Annotated in this window: 26 protein-coding genes and 1 riboswitch; of the genes, 1 reads left to right on the top strand and 25 read right to left on the bottom strand. The window is 40.7% G+C overall.

What is annotated here, in order from left to right; all coding sequences use genetic code 11:
• The 17 genes from AC4PGZ_RS07345 to rplU all read right to left on the bottom strand — a co-directional run bounded on the left by AC4PGZ_RS07345 (window position 1) and on the right by rplU (window position 13,330).
• Window positions 1-369 carry a NifB/NifX family molybdenum-iron cluster-binding protein gene (locus tag AC4PGZ_RS07345; protein ID WP_492157982.1) on the bottom strand — a complete coding sequence of 123 codons (369 nt, stop codon included), beginning with the start codon at window positions 367-369 and terminating at the stop codon, window positions 1-3.
• Window positions 370-392: 23 nt separating this feature from the next.
• Window positions 393-761: a DUF134 domain-containing protein gene (locus tag AC4PGZ_RS07350; protein WP_492157983.1), complete on the bottom strand. Its 369-nt coding sequence runs from the start codon at window positions 759-761 to the stop codon at window positions 393-395.
• 15 nt (window positions 762-776) lie between these two features.
• Window positions 777-1,022 (bottom strand): DUF5320 domain-containing protein, encoded by a 246-nt coding sequence (locus tag AC4PGZ_RS07355; RefSeq protein ID WP_492157984.1) that lies wholly within the window; start codon window positions 1,020-1,022, stop codon window positions 777-779.
• A 230-nt stretch (window positions 1,023-1,252) separates the two neighbouring features.
• Window positions 1,253-3,298 carry a sodium-translocating pyrophosphatase gene (locus AC4PGZ_RS07360; protein WP_492157985.1) on the bottom strand — a complete coding sequence of 682 codons (2,046 nt, stop codon included), beginning with the start codon at window positions 3,296-3,298 and terminating at the stop codon, window positions 1,253-1,255.
• A 113-nt stretch (window positions 3,299-3,411) separates the two neighbouring features.
• Entirely contained in the window at window positions 3,412-3,636 is a 225-nt protein-coding gene (gene secG, locus AC4PGZ_RS07365) for a preprotein translocase subunit SecG (RefSeq protein WP_492157986.1), read from the bottom strand.
• A 139-nt stretch (window positions 3,637-3,775) separates the two neighbouring features.
• Window positions 3,776-4,927: a glycine/sarcosine/betaine reductase complex component C subunit alpha gene (grdD, locus tag AC4PGZ_RS07370; RefSeq protein ID WP_492157987.1), complete on the bottom strand. Its 1,152-nt coding sequence runs from the start codon at window positions 4,925-4,927 to the stop codon at window positions 3,776-3,778.
• 11 nt (window positions 4,928-4,938) lie between these two features.
• The gene (grdC, locus tag AC4PGZ_RS07375; protein ID WP_492157988.1) at window positions 4,939-6,474 is read right to left on the bottom strand and encodes a glycine/sarcosine/betaine reductase complex component C subunit beta; all 1,536 of its coding nucleotides are present in this window, start codon (window positions 6,472-6,474) and stop codon (window positions 4,939-4,941) included.
• 83 nt (window positions 6,475-6,557) lie between these two features.
• Window positions 6,558-7,868, bottom strand: coding sequence for a glycine reductase complex selenoprotein B (grdB, locus tag AC4PGZ_RS07380; protein WP_492157989.1), 1,311 nt, complete (start codon window positions 7,866-7,868; stop codon window positions 6,558-6,560).
• Between the two features lie 38 nt (window positions 7,869-7,906).
• A complete protein-coding gene (gene grdA / locus AC4PGZ_RS07385; RefSeq protein WP_492157991.1) occupies window positions 7,907-8,377 on the bottom strand; it encodes a glycine/sarcosine/betaine reductase complex selenoprotein A in 471 nt (156 codons plus the stop codon).
• Between the two features lie 50 nt (window positions 8,378-8,427).
• Window positions 8,428-9,714, bottom strand: coding sequence for a glycine/sarcosine/betaine reductase component B subunit (locus tag AC4PGZ_RS07390; protein ID WP_492157992.1), 1,287 nt, complete (start codon window positions 9,712-9,714; stop codon window positions 8,428-8,430).
• A gap of 63 nt (window positions 9,715-9,777) precedes the next feature.
• Window positions 9,778-10,095, bottom strand: a complete 318-nt coding sequence (gene trxA / locus AC4PGZ_RS07395; RefSeq protein ID WP_492157993.1) for a thioredoxin TrxA — start codon at window positions 10,093-10,095, stop codon at window positions 9,778-9,780.
• A 94-nt stretch (window positions 10,096-10,189) separates the two neighbouring features.
• Window positions 10,190-11,134, bottom strand: a complete 945-nt coding sequence (gene trxB / locus AC4PGZ_RS07400; RefSeq protein WP_492157994.1) for a thioredoxin-disulfide reductase — start codon at window positions 11,132-11,134, stop codon at window positions 10,190-10,192.
• A gap of 20 nt (window positions 11,135-11,154) precedes the next feature.
• Complete coding sequence (locus AC4PGZ_RS07405; protein WP_492157995.1) at window positions 11,155-11,523, bottom strand: GrdX family protein; 369 nt, start codon at window positions 11,521-11,523, stop codon at window positions 11,155-11,157.
• A gap of 109 nt (window positions 11,524-11,632) precedes the next feature.
• Window positions 11,633-11,733, bottom strand: a riboswitch (glycine riboswitch).
• Window positions 11,734-11,872: 139 nt separating this feature from the next.
• Window positions 11,873-12,343, bottom strand: coding sequence for a tRNA (cytidine(34)-2'-O)-methyltransferase (locus AC4PGZ_RS07410; protein WP_492157996.1), 471 nt, complete (start codon window positions 12,341-12,343; stop codon window positions 11,873-11,875).
• Between the two features lie 77 nt (window positions 12,344-12,420).
• Entirely contained in the window at window positions 12,421-12,699 is a 279-nt protein-coding gene (rpmA, locus tag AC4PGZ_RS07415) for a 50S ribosomal protein L27 (protein WP_492157997.1), read from the bottom strand.
• A 1-nt stretch (window position 12,700) separates the two neighbouring features.
• Complete coding sequence (locus tag AC4PGZ_RS07420; protein ID WP_492157998.1) at window positions 12,701-13,027, bottom strand: ribosomal-processing cysteine protease Prp; 327 nt, start codon at window positions 13,025-13,027, stop codon at window positions 12,701-12,703.
• 3 nt (window positions 13,028-13,030) lie between these two features.
• Window positions 13,031-13,330: a 50S ribosomal protein L21 gene (gene rplU, locus AC4PGZ_RS07425; protein WP_492157999.1), complete on the bottom strand. Its 300-nt coding sequence runs from the start codon at window positions 13,328-13,330 to the stop codon at window positions 13,031-13,033.
• Window positions 13,331-13,531: 201 nt separating this feature from the next.
• On the opposite strand from rplU, the gene AC4PGZ_RS07430 reads away from it, so the two are divergent.
• On the top strand, window positions 13,532-14,404 hold the full coding sequence (locus tag AC4PGZ_RS07430) for a radical SAM protein (RefSeq protein ID WP_492158000.1): 873 nt from the start codon (window positions 13,532-13,534) through the stop codon (window positions 14,402-14,404).
• A 110-nt stretch (window positions 14,405-14,514) separates the two neighbouring features.
• Here AC4PGZ_RS07430 and AC4PGZ_RS07435 read toward each other — a convergent pair whose 3' ends face one another.
• The 8 genes from AC4PGZ_RS07435 to AC4PGZ_RS07470 all read right to left on the bottom strand — a co-directional run bounded on the left by AC4PGZ_RS07435 (window position 14,515) and on the right by AC4PGZ_RS07470 (window position 22,534).
• A complete protein-coding gene (locus tag AC4PGZ_RS07435) occupies window positions 14,515-14,637 on the bottom strand; it encodes a hypothetical protein (protein WP_492158001.1) in 123 nt (40 codons plus the stop codon).
• A 3-nt stretch (window positions 14,638-14,640) separates the two neighbouring features.
• Window positions 14,641-15,486: a sulfurtransferase gene (locus tag AC4PGZ_RS07440; RefSeq protein ID WP_492158002.1), complete on the bottom strand. Its 846-nt coding sequence runs from the start codon at window positions 15,484-15,486 to the stop codon at window positions 14,641-14,643.
• A complete protein-coding gene (locus AC4PGZ_RS07445; RefSeq protein WP_492158003.1) occupies window positions 15,479-16,201 on the bottom strand; it encodes a TVP38/TMEM64 family protein in 723 nt (240 codons plus the stop codon). The genes AC4PGZ_RS07440 and AC4PGZ_RS07445 overlap by 8 nt, the downstream gene beginning before the upstream one ends.
• Window positions 16,202-16,436: 235 nt before the next feature.
• On the bottom strand, window positions 16,437-16,868 hold the full coding sequence (locus AC4PGZ_RS07450) for a hypothetical protein (protein ID WP_492158004.1): 432 nt from the start codon (window positions 16,866-16,868) through the stop codon (window positions 16,437-16,439).
• Window positions 16,868-18,226, bottom strand: coding sequence for a rhodanese-like domain-containing protein (locus tag AC4PGZ_RS07455; RefSeq protein ID WP_492158006.1), 1,359 nt, complete (start codon window positions 18,224-18,226; stop codon window positions 16,868-16,870). Before AC4PGZ_RS07455 ends, AC4PGZ_RS07450 begins: the two co-directional genes overlap by 1 nt.
• A 161-nt stretch (window positions 18,227-18,387) precedes the next feature.
• On the bottom strand, window positions 18,388-19,662 hold the full coding sequence (locus AC4PGZ_RS07460) for a cation:proton antiporter (RefSeq protein WP_492158007.1): 1,275 nt from the start codon (window positions 19,660-19,662) through the stop codon (window positions 18,388-18,390).
• A gap of 258 nt (window positions 19,663-19,920) precedes the next feature.
• Complete coding sequence (locus tag AC4PGZ_RS07465) at window positions 19,921-21,525, bottom strand: putative polysaccharide biosynthesis protein (protein WP_492158008.1); 1,605 nt, start codon at window positions 21,523-21,525, stop codon at window positions 19,921-19,923.
• A 13-nt stretch (window positions 21,526-21,538) separates the two neighbouring features.
• Window positions 21,539-22,534 (bottom strand): peptidylprolyl isomerase, encoded by a 996-nt coding sequence (locus AC4PGZ_RS07470; protein ID WP_492158009.1) that lies wholly within the window; start codon window positions 22,532-22,534, stop codon window positions 21,539-21,541.
• Window positions 22,535-22,536 lie beyond the last annotated feature (2 nt).

A 22,536-nucleotide genomic window follows, 5' to 3' on the forward strand; every position in this document is an offset into this window, starting at 1 on the left:
TTAGTTTCCTCCGTGTCCGTGGAATCCAGCATGTATCTCTTCAAGTAAAGATAATTTCCCCTGATTAAAATCTTCAAGATTTTCAGTTATTGAGGTTCCTGACGTTTTGTAAATCTTGATTTTTGCCTCATTTATAACAAGCGCTGCGTTTTCTCTACATCTTGGTGTAAGAAGTACATCTGCATTGCTGTCAACTATTATCTGAGCAGCTTTTATTCCCGCCCCGCCTGGACTTTGTGCAGCAGTATTTTCCAGAAATACACTCTCTTTATTTTCCGTATCATATACAAGAAAATATGGTGATCTTCCAAAAGAAATGCATACACTGCTCTCCATGTTGCTTGTATCTACCGGTATTGCTATTTTCATATATCTCTCCTGTCTTAATCATATTATATTGTTTTTATACTGCCATTTTGCCCGCATCTGCTTCTTCTGCACCTTGAGCATCCGGAAGTTCTCTCATCTTCATTATAGAGCTTGTAATCTCCGCCCTCTATTTTGAGAGTATTTCCATTTACAAGAGACTCTGCCAACTTGTATTTTGCATCTTTATAAATGCTCTGAACTGTAGCTCTGGCTACCTGCATTCTCTCTGCGCATTCTTCCTGAGTAAGGCCTTCCAGATCTATAAGGCGTATGCTTTCATACTCTTCTACTGTCATTACAATGATATCGCCTTCAGACTTGATTCCTTTAGGTCCATAGAGATTACTGAAAGGCAGGCAGCATACTTTTTTATTCTTTCTCGGTCTTGGCACTGCATCACCCCTTTGTTACATACCTCTTCCAAATCCTCTGAAGCATCTTTTTCTCATACTGTTGCAAGCTCCGCCTCTTCTGCCCATTCCTGCTCCTCTGCCTAATCCCATTCCTGATCCTGAGCCTCTTACTGTACCCATTCCCGCGCCTCTTGCAATGTCTGCATCCTGGTTGTCGACATTATTTGTGTTACAAAATCCCATTCTTCTTCCAGTCATGCTTCCTTGTCCCATTGAACCTGTTCCATCTCTTCTTGGCATAATTTACTCCTCTCATGAAATTACCTCTTAAATTATTATTTTTGTAAATGCGAAGCCTTTGTTTATGGCTTATGCTATTTATAATTTCATTATACTCCGTTATTGGCATATGTCAATAACTTTTTTTATCCAGAACATAAAAAAAATCCTGACTCAGAGCAGTAGCTCCAAATCAGGATTTCTATTATTTTTATTATTTATTTCAGTATATATTTGCTTTCAAGTATATATTAGCTAAGCTTCAGTAATGAAAGAAGTATTCCTCCATACTGTACGAACAGCGGTGCAAATACAAGTGATACTATTGTCATAAGCTTTATAAGGATGTTGATTGATGGTCCAGATGTATCCTTGAAAGGATCACCAACTGTATCTCCAACAACCGCCGCTTTGTGAGGCTCAGATCCTTTTCCGCCATGTGCTCCCTGCTCGATGTATTTCTTAGCATTATCCCATGCTCCACCGGCATTCGACATCATTATAGCCATAAGAACTCCGGCAACAAGCGCTCCTCCAAGTAATCCACCTAGAGCTTCTGTACCAAGAAGCAGACCTGTAGCTATTGGAGAAAGTACTGCAAGAAGTCCAGGAACTACCATTTCTCTAAGAGCTGCTGCTGTAGATATGTCAACACATTTTGCGTAATCCGGCTTTCCAGTTCCTTCCATTATTCCAGGAATTGTTCTGAACTGTCTTCTAACTTCTTCGATCATTTCAAATGCAGCTTTTCCAACAGCTTCCATAGTTATAGCTGAGAAAAGGAAAGGCAGCATTCCACCTATAAGCATTCCTACTATTACTGAAGGCTTTGTTATAGATATTGATGTAAGTCCTGTTACTGCTGTATATGATGCAAACAGTGCAAGTGAAGTAAGCGCTGCTGATCCAATCGCAAATCCTTTACCGATAGCTGCTGTAGTGTTACCTACTGAGTCAAGCTTGTCAGTTATTTCTCTTACTTCCGGTGGAAGATCGCACATCTCTGCTATACCACCGGCATTGTCTGCTATCGGTCCGTAAGCATCAACTGCAATTGTCATACCCGCTGTAGCAAGCATTCCAACTGCTGCAAGTGCTATTCCGTAAAGTCCTGCCGCCCAGAATGCTCCAAGTATTCCTACTGAGATAAGAAGTATAGGCACTGCTGTTGATCCCATACCAACTGCAAGTCCTGCAATTATTGTTGTTGCTGGTCCAGTCTCAGACTGATCAGCAATCTTCTGAACATGCTTGTGATCAGCTGAAGTATATATCTCAGTAACCTGACCAATAAGTGTTCCTACTATAAGTCCTATTAATATTGCGAAAAATCCTGTAGTGTTTCCAAGCATCGCTTTTGAAAGCAGGAATGATGCAATTATCGTAATAGCTCCAGCAACATAGGTTCCCATGTTTAGAGCCTTTTGAGGATTCGTGTTATCGTTTCCTTTTACGAAAAATGTTCCGATTATTGATGCTATTATACCTACTGCTGATATAATAAGCGGGAAAACAGCTCCTACTACTCCATAAGCTTCTCCAGCTGGATTAGTAGCTATGATTCCAAGTGTTATCGCTGATATTATAGATCCAACGTAAGACTCGAAAAGGTCTGCTCCCATACCGGCAACGTCCCCAACATTGTCTCCAACGTTATCTGCTATAACTGCAGGGTTTCTTGGGTCATCCTCTGGTATTCCAGCCTCAACTTTACCAACAAGGTCTGCTCCAACGTCTGCTGCTTTTGTATATATACCTCCACCAACACGACCAAAAAGTGCAAGTGAAGATGCTCCAAGACCAAATCCTGTAAGAATTGATGATGCTTCTGAAGGGTCTATTCCCATTCCAGTAAGTACTATGTAAAGTACTCCAACACCCACAATACCAAGTCCTACAACACACATTCCCATTACTGCACCACCTGAGAATGCTACTGAAAGAGCCTGATTCATTCCACCTTCTTTGGCTGCATTAGCTGTTCTTACGTTAGCTTTTGTTGCAACCTGCATTCCGAAGAACCCTGCAAGAGTTGAAAAAAGTGCTCCGAACAGGAAACATACCGCTGTAAGTAAGTTTATTCCTATTGCAAGTATTACGAATAATGCCGCTACGAAAACTACAAGTACCTTGTATTCTCTTGTAAGAAACGCCATAGCTCCTTCATGAATATAGGATGAAATTTCTCTCATTCTATCATTTCCTACATCAACCTTGTTGATTCTGTTTGTCAGCACAAGTGCAAACAAAAGTGCTAATACCCCTGATACAGGAGCTAGCATTATAATATTTTCCATATTAAGTAAAACCTCCCTGAATATAATTAATTTTTTTATCGAAGTGCTGTAAGCACAACTTTACCAGGCATGCCATAAGCAAACCAATAAGCAGTATTTAAGACTGCATATTACTACTGTAACGCAACAAGCACAACAGCAATCGCGATAAATAATACTGCAGCGCCTGCAGTAATTTTTCTGAATATCACGTCAGCTCCCCTTGCTTTGTTTCCTGTAAGCTGCTCAGCTCCACCGCTGATAACTCCAAGTCCCGCTCTGTTTCCTGACTGTAATAACACTGTTGCTATCAATACTAAACTTACTATAATTTCTATTACTAATAATGCTGTTCTCAACCTTTGCACACCTCCCTAAAACTCATAAATTACCTATCTAGTTTATCACAGGCAGCGCCTAAATACAACCCTTTATGTTAAAAACTGAGCAAAAATAAATGTTGAGAATCTATCTCAACATTTATTTTTGATTTAATTCTTATGCTGTTGCAAAGCCTTGTGCATTCAGTATTTCTTTTGCTTTTTCAATCTTGTCTTCTGCAACAAGTATTATTGGTCCTGTACAGCCCATTCCACTTTCTGCATATACTTTGTTCTTCCAGAGAGTCTGAACTGCATCTTCAAGCTCCATTATATCTACTCCTGAAATCTGTCCTGTAACAACTTCTTTTTCCGGTGCAACTACTTCATCGCTTTCAGCCTTTGATTCTTTTTTAGCTGTATTTTTTGCGATTATGTCAGTCCAGCCTACATTTTTAAGCTGTGCATATTCTTTTTCAGCGATTTTGTTGATCTCTCCGTTTGAAATGTCAAATGCATATTTAAGAGCATTGGCTATTACCGGTGCTCCTGATGCTCTTGATATTATGAGGATGTTTCTGTTAAAGCCTTCGCCTATTCCAGGTCCATATCCATATCCTGATACTTCATACTCTCCGCCGCTCATGAATGATGAGAACATCTTCATAAGAACGTTTCCTGTAAGAGAATCAGTTACCATTACATCAGGTGTTCCAAGAAGAAGGTCATTTCCTCTCATCACTACACCGCCGTCGCTTCTCTTTGATTCTGTGAAGTTTATGTTATAGCCTTTTTCCTTGATTTCCTTAAGAACTTTTTCAACTGTTCTTGCTCCGTCAAGGTTTAGGATTCCAACTTTTGGCTCTTCGATTCCGATTGCCTTTGCAGCTATTATTCCGCCGATGGCATTCTTTACCATTGCTTCAATTCTGTGCGGAGATGCTGTTCCAGTTGTAGTAGCGATTATCATCTCTTTTCCTTTAGATGGCGTCATTACTCTTCCAACTGTTGATACTCCTATAGGGAAATTGTAGTGCATAGTTACGCATGCGCTTATTTCTCCTGAGTCCAGCTTTTCTTCCATGATCTTATACATATCATCCTGACACTCTGTCTCATATGTCTCGAATCCTGTATCATTTTTCTTTCCTATTAAAACTATCTCCATGTTTGGATACAGTTTTTTTGCAAGTTTTGCACCTTCGAGAAGTGTTTCTTCTCCGTGTTCACTTCCAAGTGTTGTAAGCGCTACTTTCTTTTTGGGAGCAAAGCTTCCGCTCTCAATGGCACTTGCAATTTCTTCAAATACCTTTGCGATTGTATTGTTCATCTCATGCCCTCCTATTCAGCAAGATTTTGAGCAAGTTTTCTCATTGCATCCGCGATTAGAAGTTTTATTTTTCCTTCATCTATGCCTTTTACTTCTTCTTCTATTCCCTTGTTGTTTTCCATTACGAAAGAAACTCCGTCAAAAAGGTTTGTCATTCTTCCAAGGAATAATGATCCTTTTCCTACTATCATTACTTTCTCAAGCTTTCCAGCCTTCATTTCATCTATCGCGAATCCAACGAATGGAACTCCTGATGGAATGTGTCCCTGTGTAGGCGCAAATCCTGGCATACCGTGCTTCTTGCCGAATTCAAGAAGCTGTGCTTTCTCAAGCTCTCCTCTTTTTACTCCAAGAGCAGCTATCATCTTGTAGTTCGCCTCTGGAACGTCTCCTGCTCCTGCAAGCTTTGTTATATCAGGGTTCTGCATTTCTACAGAGTATTTGTCTATGTCAGTTATCTTAAGATTTCCTTTGTCAAGCGGCATAGTGATAAGTGAAGTGATTACCGCCTGTGGTGATGATCCTGTACCTACTGTATGTCTTCCTACAAGGTCAGTGTTAAGGAATGGTGATACTCCATCATCTTCTGAAACAAGGATTGCGAATCCGCCAAGCACGTCTTCAAGTACAGGCGCATCCTTCTTTATATGGTCTTTTGCGTTCATTCCAAGTTTTGCTGTAGCTCCACCAGCTACTACTACTACGTTTTTGTATACGCCAGCTTTTACAAGCGAAGCTGCAGATATAACGGAATGTGCCGGTGCTGCACAGAATCCTCTCATGTCTGATCCTGTAGCGTTTACAAATCCACAGCTTTCAGCTATGGCTTTAGCGAAGTTTCCTCCACCTCTCTGGTTCATGTCTCCGCAAGCTTCTTCTGAACACTCAATTACGTATTCAACTTCTGCCGGTGAGATTCCTGCATTTTTTATAAGATGTCTTGCAGCAAGTACTCCAGATGCCTTAACTACAAGGTTTTCGAACATTACATGTGATGTAAGGTTAAGGTCAACGTCGTGCGCTCTCTTTACGCATCCTACAAGCTTTCCATCGTACTCGATAGGCTCTGAATGCTCTTTGTTAACAAGTGCTTCGATTACTTCGAATTCTTCTCCTGATTTGAAGCATGCAAGATCCTGCTCTGTGAATATTGGGTCTGCTTTTATCTTTTCAACTACCATCTCTGTGAATTCTTTTGTAAGCTTTACAAGGTCAAAAGCATCAGAGATCTTCATCATAGCGATGAATTCTGCCTGTGGCTGTATTTCACCGTATTTTCCGTATCGTGATGCGTTTTCGATTTTGTGCTTGAACCATGGCTGTGAATAGTTATCAAGCTCTTCTGGATGAATGTTTCCTATATATGCCTGATTTGGCGGATATGCCACTACGTCTTCGTAGCTTCTAACATGATTCTTTACTACTTTAAGGAACTCTGAATCAGGATTTGTCTTCATTTCAACCTGACAGGTCGTTCCATTATTTACTATCATATCTGGTGTATGAACTAGTACATAGCTTGCATTTTTCAGTACAGCTTTAGACATTTTTTAATCCTCCATTATGCTCTGATTATTAAAAATTAGATGGGCTTGTTGTTAGCCCATCTAATCAAATTTAATTTTTTTAACTAGTCTTCGAACACAGTCTGAACGTGAACTTCTGTCTGTAGTGCTTTAAGTGCTCTAAGAACAAGCTTTCTTCTAAGTGCTTTTTCTTCTTTTGCATCAAGTGCAGGATTTCCTAGTGGATGAGGTATTGCTATAGCTGGGATTATTCTGTTTGCTCCAACTGTAAGAGATATAGGTACTACTGTACACATATGAACCACTGGTATTCCAGCTCTTTCAATCTCTTTAACCATCGTTGCTCCGCAACGAGTACAAGTACCTCACGTAGATGTAAGTATAACAGCATCTACTTTAGCCGCAAGAAGGTCTTGCGCTATTGCAGCCGCAAATTGCTTAGAGCTTGCAACTGATGTTCCATTTCCTACTGTTGAGTAGAAGAAATCATGAAGCTTTCCTATAACGCCTTCTTTTTCAAGGTCTCTTAAAACATCAACTGGTATAACTCTGTCTGGGTCTAAATTTGCATAAACCGGGTCATGTCCGCCGTGAGCAGTCTCATGGTCAGCTTCTGTAAGATCATCAAATTTTGATATATCGTATTTTCCATATTTCTGAGCTGATGATGACTCTATTCTGTCTGGGTTTCCTTTTGGAACTATACCACCAGATGTTACTATTGCTATTGTTGCCTTTGACATGTCAATTACTGGCTGGTTTGGAGCTACTCTGTCGAATGCAGGCATTGGATACTCTGTAGCAAATTCTTCACCTTTAAGTTTTGCAACAAGCATTTCAACTGCTCTTGTAGCTCCTCTTTTTTCAGCGAACATGTTAACACGTATGCCTCTCGCGATGTAACCTTCTTCTTCAGGAGATCCTATTTTCTCATCCTTAAGAATCTTAAGTGCAAATTTTGCAAGTGCTGGAAGAGATTTTCTCATTCCTGCTGCTGAATCTGTAGTTCTTACTATATATAGTTGCTTTCCAAATACGTCTACACCTGGGTTTTCGTCGTACATTGCTGTAACAACCTTGATTCCAAGCTCTTCCTGAACCATAGTAGCAACCGCTCCACAAGCCATTCCGTATCTTCCCGCGTTGAATGCAGGTCCTGCAATCAGCATATCAGGATTTGCAGATTTTATAAGCTCAAGAACCTGTGCCTTTGCAGTATCCAGATTCTCATTGAAGTATGAATCTCCGCATACTACTGTAGCTACTACTTCTGCATCTTCTCCAAGATTGCTCTGAAGCTGCGCGCTTATTGGTGGCATACCTTCAAAAATGTGTGGTTCAGTTCCCGCTTTATCTTCTCCACCTATTCCAGCATAGAACTGGTTGATATAGTGGACTACTCTCGCTTTTCCCATCTTATAGCCTCCTTAGTTATATTATATAACAACCGAAATTAGAATTTGCAGAATTCGCTTCTGATGTTTCTCATTTCTTCTACTATTTCGTCAACATTCAGTACCATTTCCATCATTCCGATCTGATCTTCAAATACGTCTGCATCTACAGCGTCCTTGAACTCAGGCTCTACTACGTGGTATACAGCAAGGCCAAGCGCTACTCCCGCTAAAGGACCTGCAAATGTTGGATCTCCGGCTGTTACTGTTTCAGCTGCCAGACCAGCAGCTTCGGCTTCTGATGCACCTATTAATACCATTACGTTTTCTGCGCCAAACTCGTCAGCAGCATCTTTTACACGTTTCTGGTTCTCAAGGTCCATCGCCCCAGCAGCAGTTCAGACAAAACATTCTGTAGATGAGTATATTACCTCTGCATCTTTTCCTTTTACACATTCTTCTATGGCAGGACCCGGAATTCCGTCACGGTCGCCAATGATTATTAATTTTTTTCCTTCGAAAAAGCTCATTGTGTTCCTCCTGTGATTTTATATTTTATTTTTATCAGTATATTTCGATATTAGTAAGTTCTTGCTGTAAGATATCCGAATCCTACTTCACTTGTTGCTCCAGTTATAGCCTGAATCTCAACTTCAAGTGATCCGTCTTCTCTTGTTGATCCTGCGAATCCACCAGCTATATAGTCAACTACTTCTATGTGTCCTATTATCTTGTCAAGCTTTGGAAGCACGATTATCATGTTTGCATTTCCGTTTGATACACAAGCATCTCCAGCTGGATCAGAGTCAGCAAGTGACTGAGAAGCTCCGTCTCTTCCTGCATACTCGTCAGTTACTATTACAGTCTTGATTCCTTTTGCAGTTATCTTCTTGCAGTTCATCATTAGGTCAGTATCTGGGTTACCAAATCCTTCTTCTGATATTATAACTGCATCAAGTCCCATGTACTCTGCAAGTTTTGCTGACCAGTTTGATGATCTCTCTTTGTCTGCAAGGTATACGTTTTCGTTTGTTATTATAACTCCCATGAAGTTATATTCTTTTCCATGAAGCTTGTAAAGGTCATGGATTATCGGGCTGTTCATGTGAACATAAGTTGGGTTCTTGTCACATGCAGATACGCAGTTTCCTGATACTATAGCTCCGTCCATTACTTCTGTCGGGTATATTATTGTAGGTACTATTTTCTTAGCGTCTACTCCGTATACATATGTGTCATGAAGAAGTCCCTGAGTCTGAAGCATGTATACATAAGCAACCTTTGGAAGCTCTGGATACTCAGCAGCCTGCTCAAACAGCGGCTTTGTCTCATATACGTTTACTTCATCCGGAGTAACGTTTCTTCCTGCTTCTCCAAGGTATTTTGCAGCCTTGAATCCTACTATTCTTACAGCTTCTTCGTGTGCATGCTGAAGAAGTCCGTCTGCTGGTTCAGCTATTACAACAAGGTTGCAAGTTTTTGAGAAAGGAGTGTATTCTGCTCCCGGGCCAGTCATGTCAATGATTCCTTCCTGGAATCCAACTATCTTTCCTGTAGTTACTACAGCTGCACCTTTAAGTACATTTGTTTTTCCCTGTCCAACTACGTCAACTTTGCTAAGGAATCCCGGGAATATTCCACCGTTTCCTTCAACTTTAACTCTTGGTTCGATTACGTCTTTTACAGGTGTTATTCTTACACTGTCACCTGGCTTTACTATTTCTAAATCAATTGATTTTATATGCTCATCTTCTGATAGTAAGTTTACCAGCTCTTCTTTGTTAACATACAGCACTCCATTTTCAACCTTAGTTGTGTCAGCAAATTGTATGTCTTTTATGAAGATATTTCCAACTTCTAAACGCATATAGCCACCTCCTGGTTTCCCTTGATATTATTTTTTATAGTTTATCTTAAAATACTATTTTGATTAAATGTATTTTTTGATCATTGCCTCGATGTTTGCAACAGTTGCATCATCTTTTGTAAGTTCGTCGATTTTTGCTCCATCCTTGTATACTGCCATTGTTGGAAGTCCAAGAACTTTTTCTTTTATCGCAAGTCTTCTTGCTTTTGTAGAGTCAAGCTTTCCGAATTTCATCTGAGATCCGTAAGTTTCCGCAAGTTTCTCAACGTCAGGCATAAGTGCCTTGCATGGCTCGCAGCCCTCGCTCCAGAAATCTACAAATACATATCCTTCTGCCTGTAGTACTTCAGCTTCAAAGTTATCTTTGTCGAATATAAACATGTTTTTCCTCCTAAAATTTTTAAAATAAAGTTAACAATCTGTTGGCTTTATTATATCTAAAAAATGAATTGTAATGATATACTAAAGTGATATACTAAAATTCATTTTCTTCAACGTATTTCTCTGCCATAACTGCTGCAATAGCTCCATCAGCTGTAGCTGTAACAACCTGTCTCAGAAGCTTTTCTCTGCAGTCTCCTGCTACGAATACTCCTTCAAAGTTTGTTCTCATAAGCTCATCGCCTATTATATATCCCTGCTGGTTTGTAGTAACTTTTCCCTGGAATACTTTAGTCTGTGGGTCATATCCTGTGAATACGAATATTCCGAATGTGCCGAATTCTTCATCTGCATCAAACTGCTCTAGCTCGCCAGTCTTTACATTCTTGAATACTACTGATTCAACGATTCCATCACCTTTTACTTCTTCTATAACTGTATCCCATTTGAATGCTATCTTTGGGTTTGCCATTGCTTTTTCCTGAATTGACTTTGCAGCTCTGAGGGCATCTCTTCTGTGAACTATAGTAACCTTTGAAGCGAATTTTGTAAGGAACATAGCTTCTTCTACAGCTGAGTCTCCTCCGCCTACTACGAATACTTCCATGTCTTCAAAGAATGCACCGTCACATGTTGCGCAGTATGATACACCTTTTCCTGTAAGTTCTTTTTCACCAGGACATCCAAGTTTCTTTGGAGTAGCTCCTGTCGCTATTATTACAGATTTTGCCTTGTATTCTTCTTTTTCACCTTTGATTGTCTTGATCTTGCTCTCGAAATCAAAGTCAACTACTGTGTCCTTTGTTCTTTCTGCTCCAAACTCCTCGCACTGCTCAACCATTCTTGCTATAAGCGATGGTCCCGTTGCGTTTTCTATTGATCCCGGGTAGTTTGCAACCTCATCAGTAGTAACAATCTGTCCGCCTGTCTTGTCCTTTTCAATTATCAGAGTGCTCAGTCTTGCTCTTGCTCCATAAAGTCCTGCTGCAAGTCCTGCCGGTCCTGCTCCTATTATTATAAGATCGTAAATTTTTGACATCTCTTTTCCTCCTGAATTTTTTATTTTATTAATGCATTCTTGATTAAGTCCAGATCAATAACCCTGAAGTCGTCTAAAATTCTCTCTATCCACATTGGAGTCTTGAGATCATGCTGAAGCTTTTCGTAAACCGAAACAGCATTATCTATGAGCTCCAGAGAAAACATGTCCAGTTCGGATCCTTTTTCAATCGCAATGGATTTATAAGGAGTCTCATTTGGCTTTATGCTCCCAGACAGAGGATGTGTGAGCAGCTTGTGGTTCTTATGGACATAGTCTCTCGTCTTGTAGAGTACATCTCCATAACCGCCTTCTATAAATTCGACATCATATCTGCTGAGTGGTTCAAAAAACTCTTTTACATTACTGTTGTTTGTTATTATGATCATTTTTTCCATCCTGACCTTAGTATCAATAATTAATTCACTGGTATAACGTTTTCCTTGCAGGTAAAAAATAGGGGAATCTCGCCGAGATTCCCCTGTAATACCAGAGTGTTGTCAGAATTAAGTCCTTTTTACCTGAGAATTTCATTGAAAAATGGCATTTTTCAACTTGTCCCTTCGGTGACTCTGCGAGTGCTCTCCCTAATCCGTCATTCAACCGTATAATTAAGTTTTATAATTTTCATTAACAATATCTATATACGTATTCTAATATAAAAACAAAATTTTATCAATACTTTTTTTAATAATTCTGTAACATTTTTTTCGATACTGTTAAAAAATTAATTTTATTCTATCTCATATTCTCAGGCCCAATCTGCCTTATTGCTTCGTAAACCGCTACTGCCACTGAATTTGAAAGATTCAGGGATCTTATGCGATCCTCATTCACCATAGGTATCCTTACCATGCCCTCCGGATATTTTTCGAGTATTTCTTTTGAAAGTCCTCTGGTCTCTTTTCCGAAAATCAGGTAGCATCCGTCATTATATTCTGCATCATAATGATTTTTCTGAGATTTTGTTGAGAAAAGGTGACAGTCTGCGCCAGGGTTTTTATTTTCGAAATCTGCAAAATCTTCATATATATTGATTTTTACTAGATCGATATAATCAAGCCCTGCCCTTCTCATGTGCTTTTCGTCCATTGAGAACCCAAGCGGCTTTATGAGATGCAGCACAGCATTAGTGCATGCGCATGTCCTGATTATATTGCCTGTATTCTGAGGAATCTCCGGCTCGACTAACACTATATTAATTGCCATAAACGCTCCTTTTTAAACTTTAAAAACATTTTATAGATATAAAGTAAAAAAAGAGTGCGAATGCACTCTTTTCTGTATTAAGCTGTATATATGCTTACTTGCTTACGCTTTTTATCTTTTCTCTCGAACTTAACTACTCCGTCCACTAATGCAAACAGCGTGTCATCGCCACCTCTGCCAACGTTAGTTCCTGGATGTATTTTAGTTCCTCTTTGCCTCATTATTATAGAGCCCGCTGTAACAACCTCTCCATCGAATTTCTTAACGCCAAGTCTCTTTGACTCAGAGTCACGACCGTTCTTTGAAGATCCAACTCCTTTTTTACTCGCAAAAAGCTGAAGATTAATTCTTATCATCCTACTGCACCTCCTCTTTTTTCAATTTTAAATAGCTTCCGTATTCTTGAAGCAGATTCTCTATTCCAAGCTCAAAAGTATCTAATAGTGCATTTATTGAATCACTGTTATTTTTATTTTCCAGGCTGAACTCAAGATAACCGTCTGATATTTCATATCTGACATCCTGCTTCAGCACCTCAACCAGACCGATAAGTATGGTTTGAGATAATATCGATACTGCCGCGCAGACAATATCTTCTCCATGTCTTGCATAGTCTGCATGTCCGGACACTACAATCTTTTCCGTCTTATGCATGCTGTTTTTGTAAATGCTGATATCAATCATATCTTATGCATTGATAGCTTCAACAGTTATCTTTGTATATGGCTGTCTGTGTCCCTGTTTTCTTCTATAGTCTTTTTTAGCCTTATATTTGAAAACTATGATTTTCTTAGCTTTTCCGTGAGAAACAACTTTTGCAGTTACAGTTCCAGCGTTATCTCCAGTTACAAGATTTCCATCCTTTGATACTGCTACAGCGCTTATTGTTACTTCTTCACCTTCGTTTGCAGCTAGCTTTTCAACAAATAGAGTATCCCCTACTTTAGCCATATACTGCTTTCCACCAGTTTCGATTATTGCGTACATATTACACCTCCTCATAATTAAGTCTCGCCGTCACAGGCACCTTTAAGGGTTTAATACCTTTTCCGAGCGGAATGTCTACAAAGTATTTTACCAAAACGGTAGCCTCTTGTCAATGAGTATTTTAGTACTGGACACTATTTGTGTTTCTGATTTATAATTTGGTAATGAATACTAACACGTAAAATTGATTTGGAGGTCATTATGATAAACTACGAAGGCGCGATATTTAGACCGCCGAGCGAGGCCAGGAGCCTTATAATACAGGCAACTATAGGCTGCTCACACAACAAATGCACGTTCTGCTCCATGTATAAGGAAAAGACTTTCAGAGCACGAGATTTTTCTGATGTCGAAAAGGATCTAATATCTGCAAGAAGCATGTATTCCAGCATAAGAAGGATATTCCTTGCTGACGGCGATGCGCTGATACTCAGCACGGAGAGGCTCGTTCAGATACTTGAATCCGTAAGGCGCATATTCCCTGAATGTGAGAGAGTGGGTATATATGGCACTTCCAGAAGCATCAACCTTAAATCCGAGCAGGAGCTGAGACAGCTCAGAGAGCTTGGGCTTGGCATAGTATACCTGGGACTGGAGTCAGGAAATGATGAGATCCTCAGGATCATCAACAAGGGCGAAAGCTCTGAAGATATTGTCAGAGCCGGAAAAAAGGCCAGAGAAGCCGGGCTGCTCGTGTCCGTGACTGCCATATCAGGACTTGGAGGTCAGCGCCTGAGGACTGAGCATGCAAAAGACACGGCGAAGGCTCTCAGCCGTATGAACCCTGACTTCATAGGATTCCTTTCGCTGATGGTAGAGCCCGGGACTCAGCTGTGGGAAGAAGTGTCATCAGGAAGCTTTACGCTCCTGACTCCTCAGGAAATCATCGAAGAGATGGTTATTTTCCTCAAGAACATTGACAGCCCTGGCACAGTATTTCGGAGCAATCATGCATCAAATTATTTCTCACTTTACGGAAACCTGAACGAAGACATCCCTTCCATGCTCGGCGAGCTGGAAGAGGCAATGAAGGATCAGGACCTGCTAAGGCACGAATTCATGAGAAGGCTGTAGCTCGACACTCTTTATCAGAAACAAAACACAAACAAAAACACAGATTTCGGTGCAGGGATTTCAGTCCTCTGCACATGTAATCTGTGTTTTTTATTCCTATGTTATGGCCTTTATTTTTCCATTGGCATTTCAGGGTCTGCCGACCATTCATATATTGAGCTTTCATAGTTTCTTACTTTCTCAAAGCCAACTGCTCTGAGGACCGTGGACATGTATCCAGATCTTATTCCCATCGTTCAGTAAACTACGAAGTCATCTTCAGGAGTAACTCCAAGCTCTGCCATTATTGAGGTTATTTCCTCAGGTGACTTTGGAGTCGCATCTTCATTCAACAGTGATGACCATACAAGATGTTTTGCACCAGTGATGTGACCACCTCTTGCCTCTCCTGCCTTCTGGCTTCCATTGAATTCATCTTCGGTTCTCACGTCGATGATGACTGTGTTTTCAAGATTTTCATTAATATATTCCTTTGTTGCCATGTAGCTTTGATCAAAATCGCTCAGCTCAAGTCCCTCTGATGGAACAGGATCCGGTGAAGCATCCTTTGTCACTTCGTATCCCAGCTCTTTCCATTTTGGAAGCCCTCCGTAAAGCAGCTTTACGTTGTCAAGCCCCGCCATTCTCATCTGCCATACGTTTCTTCCGTCTGGCCCTGGTCCAGGAAGTACGTCAGAATAGAATACTACCAGCTTGTCATTTGTAACTCCGTATGACTCCAGCTTTGCTCTAAGCTCTTCCTTGTCAAGAGTAGTCCCCCACAGAGGATCTCCCGGCTTTCCATCAACCTTTGAGAATGAGTGGAATCCAACGCCTATAGCTCCAGGTATGTGACCCTTTTCATATGCATCAGGCTTGTTTGCGTCAAATATTATTACATTTGGATCTCCAAGCTTTTCATTAAGCTCCTGCGGTGTTATGAACATATCTCCATTTTCGTAAACCGAAAGGTCAGCTACTGTTTGTGAAGCTGCCTCTCCCTGGTTTTCAGAATCTGAAGTTCCAGTGCCCGCGCATCCGCTTAAAACAAGAGTGAATACCATTGCAACAATGACCGCAATGTTCAGTTTTCTTTTAAACAATGTCTTTATCTCCTTTTCTGTTTTTTTTCTGTATGTTTTTTTCATCCCAGACTTTTTTAAAAACAAATGCAAATATGCTCAGCGAGAACATCATAAGAAGTCCAAAAACGAATTTCTTCATTCCGCCTGTCAGCATTTCTCCTATGTAGGAGTAGATTATCGTAGCCGGAAGCTGTCCAAGGCCAGTAGCCCAAAAAAACGACCAGAAGCTCATAGAAGTCAGACCCGCTGCATAGCTCACTATGTCAAATGACATGAACGGAAGGAGTCTGGCTATCAGTATCGCATAGTTTCCGTATTTCCTGAAAAAGCTGTCGATTCCATCTAATGCGAATTTGCTCGTAAGCTTTTCTACTGCAGCTCTTCCATAAAATCTTGCGATAAAGAAGCAAAGAGCTGCTCCAACCATAGCGCTTGACCACGAAAGCACTGCGCCTTTTATCCAGCCAAACAGACCAGCGTTGGCAAAGGTTATGATAAATGCCGGAAGCGGAGCCATGAGCGACTGAAATATCATCAGCAGGAAAGACACTAAAGGCGCAAGCATCCCAAACGAAAGTATGTATCCCTTTACAAGGCCTACATCCACGTTGCTCATTATGAATATGGCCTGCTTTATATTTTTCTGAACAGGCTCTGACAAAAGATAAACAATGGCCACAATAACTATGAGGCCTATTTTAAGCATAACTGATTTCTTACCTGAATTGTTCATTATACACTCCCTGAAATACTTATCTATCATATTAATATCTAATCCCTGATTATAGCTTTTTAATTATATATCAATAAATTAAATGCGTCCATGTTGATAGGCAAATTTAATAATAGAAAAAATCTATGTGTTCCATAGATAAAATCAATGAATATAAAAACAGCATGGTTAATGACAAAAAAAGAAACCCTGAAAAGATATTTACGATCTTTCAGGATTTCGAATATTACTTATATTATTTTTCTGTTAACGTGAGAAATAATATCATGCAGCTGTGAACAGCAAAAATCATAATAGATGCTGCTGCTATATATACAGATGTATTCAGCTCCATCACGGCTCCACTTTTAAGGCTGAGCGCTGAAGCGCAGGCCCATAAAATAAGAGTCGCATTGTTTACCTTGAAAAAGCTCATGTACGGAGTTTTTTTCTTTTTAATGTAAACAGCTGCCTGTACAAATATTACTCCTGCAAGAACTGCTATTATGCACGGAAATATGATGTTTATATTTTCCGTGGTAAAGTACTTCTCGCTCCACTGAAGCTTTCTGGCCAGCACATGATGGTTTACTCCGGCATTTTTTCCCGATAATCGTTCGAGTGTAAAAAGCAGGAAAAATATCGCTGACTCCAGAAATATCACTGCAGCATTTATGATTTTCTTCATTATTTTACAGGCTCTCCAGTTTCAGATGGAAGTCCGGCATTTGACCATCCAATCCAGCCGTCACTGTAAAGCGATACATTATCTAATCCTGCAACATTTGCATAGAACAGAACCTCTGCAGCTCTCCATCCGCTTCCGCACATGAATGAAAGGTGATTCTGCGTATCTATTCCACCCTCCTGCCACATTGCAATTATCTCATCTGCATTTCTCATCGTATCATCTATGTTTCTGAAATAATCAAGCGAATTTGAATCTGTCTTTCCTGCATAACCAAAAACAGCGCCCGGAATACGTCCCATCTTGTCGTGGTAGCTGTATCCCGAAGATTTTCCTGTGTACTCATCCCATGTTCTGTTGTCAACAAGAGTAAACTCCTGAGAAGGAAGCATCTGCTGAAGCTCTTCTATCGTATCTACTATATCAGGATTTCCAGGGAATTCTCCGCCAAAGTCAGTTATTGGCTCAGGTTTGTTTGATTCAGTTTCAAGCTCATAACCTGCTGATTTCCATGCCGCTGTGCCGCCGTTTAGTACACGTACATCCTCTACTCCTGCATAACGAAGCACAAGCGCTACTCTGTATGCAGCCATCTGAGCCTCGCCGCTCACAATAACAGTGTCAGTCTTGCTTATGCCATTTTCGAGCATAACGCCAAGAAGAGTATCATCATCCGCAAGCATCCATGCTGGAGGCGGTTCAATCGAATCCGTATTTATATGGATGGCTCCTGGTATGTGGCCATTGGCATATGATTCCTTTTCTTCGCCCCAGCTTCCCTCTACCATCTTAACAGTCTTTCCTTCTGTGAATGTCTCCGGTGTCTCTCCATCGATCAGGGATTTTACAATGCTTGCAGGAACAAGCAGCTCATAACCCGGGAACTGAACCATCGGCTTGCTGTCGTCAGATGCCCACTCATTCACATCGTAAGTATATATATTTTCATAGCCTTTTGTTGAAAGATAATCTGCTACAGCAACAGCATCCGTCCCATTGGCATCGTAGAGAACTATATTTTTGTCAGGAAGTATGCCCTTTGTCTCAAGCGCCTCCTGAAGTATTTCGTCTTTTCCTTCTTTTTCAGTCAGAAGCCAGTTTGCAGAGAAATCCACAGCGCCTTCTATGTGGCCACCTCTTGCTACTCCGTCCAGAGCCCATCCGTTAAAGGCGTCATTTAATCTGGTGTCGACAATTACCCAGCCTTCAGCTCCGGCATTTTCAGAAACCTCTTCTGTTGTTATAGATTTGTATGCAGTCTCTGCCGCCTCCTGCTGAGATGCATCCTTGCTGCATCCTGCCAGAGCAATTACTGATGTCAGCGATACCGCAATCATTTTTAAAATCGTTCTTTTCATTGTAATTTTCCTTTCTAAAAATAATATGAGCCAGTCTTTTCAGACTGACTCATTATATATTAGAAAGACTTTTCAGTCCATTATATTGCACAATTTGCTTATTGATAATGTTTATATCATCTATAGATAAATGTCATGCCGGAAGCTTATATGCTTAAGCTCTATGCCTGTGTATTTACCTCATTCAGGATTTTCATGTCACTGATGCTTGGGGTATCAAGGTTAAGCACTTTCGCCAGAAGCTTGGATGTGCTTGCCTGAAGCGTAAGAGTTATGAGAATCGTAGCAAAGGTCACCGATGATATTATGTCGGCGTGATCAACCCCCATAGTCAGTATCATTCCTGAAAGCGCTGCAGGAATTACGCCAGTTTCTCTAACCCACATCATATATACGACTTCCTGCCACTTCCACTGCGCCTTGCGGTCTGCAATCATGCTGAATATGACAGATACAGGGCGTGCTATGAAGATAAGCACCGCGACCACTATAAGCGCCGGGGTAAGATTGCTGAACAGGTTTTCAAATACAAGTTGAGTTCCAAGTATTACAAATATCATCATTCTCAGAAGGACAGTGAATACTTCCTTGAATCTGAGGTGAGTCTGGAATGAGTGCTCAGGTATCCAGAAATCAAATACTTTTTTGTTTCCGCAGAACATTCCCACAACGAAGACTGCCATGAATCCGCTGAACCCAAACCTGTCAGATATAAGATACGCTCCTGTCACAGTAGCTATCATAAGCTCTGCAGGATGATCCCTCAGTATACCGAATTTCTTCTCGTCTACGAAAAGATGGCTCAGATATCCGGCAACCACTCCAATGAGAACTCCTCCGGCTATCGATTTTACAAGATCCATTATACTCTGAGCAAGAGAGAACTCTCCGCCCAATATAATTCCTATAAGAGAGAATGTTATTACCGCTCCAGCCGCATCATTGAAGGCTGACTCCGATATTATTGTCTGCTTGAGCTTGTTGCTTATGTTCATGCTCTTGAAAAGCGGTACCAGCACGGACGGATCTGTAGATGCTATTACCGATCCCATCAGCAGTCCATAGTAAACTGGTATATTAAAAACCTTTGCAGCAACGTAACCTACTATGACTGTAGATATTAGCACTCCTGCTGTAGCCAGCAGGGAGACAGACATCTTGACCTTGTTGAGTATCTTAAAATCAATCTCCCTTCCTCCGTCATAAAGTATATATGCCGCTCCAAAGGAAAGTATGAGCTGATTCTCAACCGGGTATTTGTCTATATTTATCCAGTTCAGAAGACTTGGCCCCAGAATTATTCCAGCCAGAATATAAAGCACTACGTCTGGCATCTTTATTATTTCACTTATCTTGCCAAAGATTAATCCTGCAACTATAACCAGCCCTACGAGTTCCATCAGCTGATTTGCAGATTGAATAACTGCATTTTCCATTTTTTCCGCTCCTTAACTGCAAAAAATAACCACATACAAAAGCCTGTATAATCTATACCATTAAGCTTTATGCATGTGCCTGATTTGCAACTATTTTTATTTGTATTTTTTTATAATTCCTGTCCGGGACTGAATCAGTATACACCCGTTAATGATGTTTGTCCATACATTTTTATTTAATTTTCTTCATTATTTTTTTCGTTAAAAAAACCGGTAAGTATGCCCGTTTGACATACCTGCCGGTTTTGCATAAAGCTGTTACATAAGCTTCATTTTTTCGAGTTTTCCAATTATATTTTTTCCCTTTGGAAGGCTCTGAAGATCTTCTCTTGTTATAGTCTTTGTAAGGAACAGCGTAACCACATAAACTACCCCACCTACTGCCACTGCGAGCAGCGTAGAAATCGAATTCCCGGCAAAAGGCACTATGATCACATATGTCACTCTTGCAATTATCCCCATTATGCCTGCTGTAATAAGCGGCCTGAAAAGGAAATCATTTACGCTGAATTTCAGTCCAAGATATTTCTTTACAGAGAAATAATCCAGCACAGCAGCTACAACATAAGCTACAACAGTACTTATTGCTGCTCCTTTTACGTTGAGCGAAGGAATCGCTGTAAGCACATATGTCAGCACGAATTTTACCGCAGCACCCACAAAAAGATTGAATACCGGAATATGTGCCATTCCCATACCCTGAAGCACTGATGTGAATGACTGTATAAGGCTCAGGAAAACCACTCCGATGGCCATTATTGCAAGTATCCCGCCTACTGATGCAGGTTCATTTGGATACAACAGACCTATTATAGGGGTTGCAAGCACAAAGAGTCCGACCGCGCATGGAAGGCCTATCAGAAGGCTCACCCGGATCGCCAGATTCGTATTTTCTCTTGTTCTCTTTATGTCATTTACCGCATATGCCGATGAAATTACCGGCACAAGGCTTATCGCAATGGCGCTAGTTATCACCTGAGGAAGGTTTATCAGCGTCGCCGCTATCCCCGTAAGCTGGGCGTACATGGTATTAGCCTCTGCATGCGTAAAGCCGGCAGACACAAGCCTTCTCATTACCAGCGCAAGGTCTATCGTATTCATCGTAGGCATTACCAGTGCACCTATTATAATAGGAAGGGCTATGGTAATAAGCTCTCTCAGGATGTCTGAGGTCTTCTCACGTGGAAACACAGGACTGCTTTCAAGCTCAAGCTGCCTGGTTTTCTTGTTTTTGTAATAGATATAAAGCATTACGGAAAGTCCGCATATTGCTCCCGCAGTTGCTCCAAAGGTTGCTCCCGCCGCACCGTATTCGAGTCCCTTTGGAACGAACAGGATTGCAAGCCCTACTCCGAATATTACCCTTGCAAACTGCTCTGATATCTGCGATATTGCCGAAGGATTCATATTGTTTAGTCCCTGGAAATAACCTCTGAACGCAGCCATAACAGGCACAAGCAGTATTGCAGGCACAAGCATCACAAGTGCAAGGTATGCCTTTGGATTCTGAAGCATCACAGTCACTATATATTTTGCGCCAAACAGCATCACAGTCGATGTGATCACTCCCATTGCAAGGAGTATGACGAATATTATCCGAAATACCCGGTCTGCTCCTCTTACGTCTCCATGTGCTCTCCTTGCGGAAACCATTTTTGAAATGGCAACCGGGAACCCCGATGTAGCAATGGATATAAGAAGCACATATATAGGATATGCTGTCTGGTAATATCCGAGACCCTCCGAAGTAATTATCCATGTTATCGGAATCCTGAAGGCTGCTCCAAGTATCTTTACAACAACTCCTGCAAGCCCTAGTATGACGGCCCCTTTAAGAAAGGTGCTTTTTTTCTCTTCACTCATTATAAACCTCTCACTATTTATTTATGACATCTTCAAATTGTTCAATTTCTGAGGCTTTTTTCAGCTCTTCCATCTTTTCGTTATAAATTTCATATCTTATCGCTCCAAGGATATTTTCCTTTTCGTCTTCATATGAAGTTATTTCTTCTCGCTTATCATCAACTTTTATTATGTGATATCCGAATGATGATTTGACGACATCCGAAACCTGACCCTTTTCAAGCTTAAATGCAGCTTCTTCAAATTCCGGGACCATGACGCCCTTTGCAAAATAGCCCAGGTCTCCCCCATTTGACGCAGATGCCTTGTCGTCTGAATATTCCTTTGCAAGCGCTTCAAAATCCTCTCCCTGCTTTATTCTCGCAAGGATATCCTGCGCCTCTGACTCTTTCTTTGCCGTCTCTTCCTCGGAAAGTGGCTCTCCCATGTCATTGAGCGTAGTTATGAGTATATGGGATGCTTTTATCTCTTCTTTCTTATATTCGTCGATATGAGTGTTGTAGTAATCCCTGAGGTCATTTTCTGTTATCTCTGTTTCACTCATTATCTTATTTCTGTATTTGTCGAAAATCAGAGTCTGTCTGAAATGGTTCTTGAGAAATTCTTCATCTATCCCGTTTTCTTCCATGAATTTGTTGTATTCGTCTACATTCTCTATCATCTGCATATATGAGCTCATCTCATTTGCAACTTCTTCATCCGTCACAGTGATATTCTCTTTTTCAGCCTGCTGGTTTACTATCTCCTGGCTTATCATGACATTGAGGATCTCGTTATCAAACTCCTCCTTGAAGGTCTTTCCACCCTCAACCTCGCTGGTCCAGATCTCTTCTCCAAAAATCATTTCATATTCTTTTCCGACTTTCAGAGCCGTCTTTTCGAAATCGGATTTCGTTATCTTTGTTCCATTTACAACTGCTACAATGTCTTCGTTGCTTGTATTGCATCCGGTAAGCACCAGAGAGGCTGCTAAAGCAAGCAGAAGTATTTTAAAAAAAGTCTTTTTCATTT

Source organism: Proteocatella sp. QWL-06, assembly GCF_058684135.1.

Coding starts and splice junctions, on each gene's coding strand:
- grdD (WP_492157987.1), bottom strand. CDS start 4,927: ATGAACAATACAATCGCAAAGGTATTTGAAGAAATTGCAAGTGCCATT.
- AC4PGZ_RS07360 (WP_492157985.1), bottom strand. CDS start 3,298: ATGGAAAATATTATAATGCTAGCTCCTGTATCAGGGGTATTAGCACTT.
- AC4PGZ_RS07410 (WP_492157996.1), bottom strand. CDS start 12,343: ATGGCAATTAATATAGTGTTAGTCGAGCCGGAGATTCCTCAGAATACA.
- AC4PGZ_RS07435 (WP_492158001.1), bottom strand. CDS start 14,637: ATGGGAATAAGATCTGGATACATGTCCACGGTCCTCAGAGCAGTTGGC.
- AC4PGZ_RS07460 (WP_492158007.1), bottom strand. CDS start 19,662: ATGGAAAATGCAGTTATTCAATCTGCAAATCAGCTGATGGAACTCGTA.
- AC4PGZ_RS07390 (WP_492157992.1), bottom strand. CDS start 9,714: ATGCGTTTAGAAGTTGGAAATATCTTCATAAAAGACATACAATTTGCT.
- trxA (WP_492157993.1), bottom strand. CDS start 10,095: ATGTTTATATTCGACAAAGATAACTTTGAAGCTGAAGTACTACAGGCA.
- AC4PGZ_RS07450 (WP_492158004.1), bottom strand. CDS start 16,868: ATGAAGAAAATCATAAATGCTGCAGTGATATTTCTGGAGTCAGCGATA.
- rpmA (WP_492157997.1), bottom strand. CDS start 12,699: ATGATAAGAATTAATCTTCAGCTTTTTGCGAGTAAAAAAGGAGTTGGA.
- AC4PGZ_RS07420 (WP_492157998.1), bottom strand. CDS start 13,027: ATGATTGATATCAGCATTTACAAAAACAGCATGCATAAGACGGAAAAG.
- AC4PGZ_RS07430 (WP_492158000.1), top strand. CDS start 13,532: ATGATAAACTACGAAGGCGCGATATTTAGACCGCCGAGCGAGGCCAGG.
- rplU (WP_492157999.1), bottom strand. CDS start 13,330: ATGTACGCAATAATCGAAACTGGTGGAAAGCAGTATATGGCTAAAGTA.
- AC4PGZ_RS07345 (WP_492157982.1), bottom strand. CDS start 369: ATGAAAATAGCAATACCGGTAGATACAAGCAACATGGAGAGCAGTGTA.
- AC4PGZ_RS07445 (WP_492158003.1), bottom strand. CDS start 16,201: ATGAACAATTCAGGTAAGAAATCAGTTATGCTTAAAATAGGCCTCATA.
- AC4PGZ_RS07355 (WP_492157984.1), bottom strand. CDS start 1,022: ATGCCAAGAAGAGATGGAACAGGTTCAATGGGACAAGGAAGCATGACT.
- AC4PGZ_RS07470 (WP_492158009.1), bottom strand. CDS start 22,534: ATGAAAAAGACTTTTTTTAAAATACTTCTGCTTGCTTTAGCAGCCTCT.
- AC4PGZ_RS07405 (WP_492157995.1), bottom strand. CDS start 11,523: ATGATCATAATAACAAACAACAGTAATGTAAAAGAGTTTTTTGAACCA.
- AC4PGZ_RS07465 (WP_492158008.1), bottom strand. CDS start 21,525: ATGAGTGAAGAGAAAAAAAGCACCTTTCTTAAAGGGGCCGTCATACTA.
- AC4PGZ_RS07455 (WP_492158006.1), bottom strand. CDS start 18,226: ATGAAAAGAACGATTTTAAAAATGATTGCGGTATCGCTGACATCAGTA.
- grdC (WP_492157988.1), bottom strand. CDS start 6,474: ATGTCTAAAGCTGTACTGAAAAATGCAAGCTATGTACTAGTTCATACA.
- trxB (WP_492157994.1), bottom strand. CDS start 11,134: ATGTCAAAAATTTACGATCTTATAATAATAGGAGCAGGACCGGCAGGA.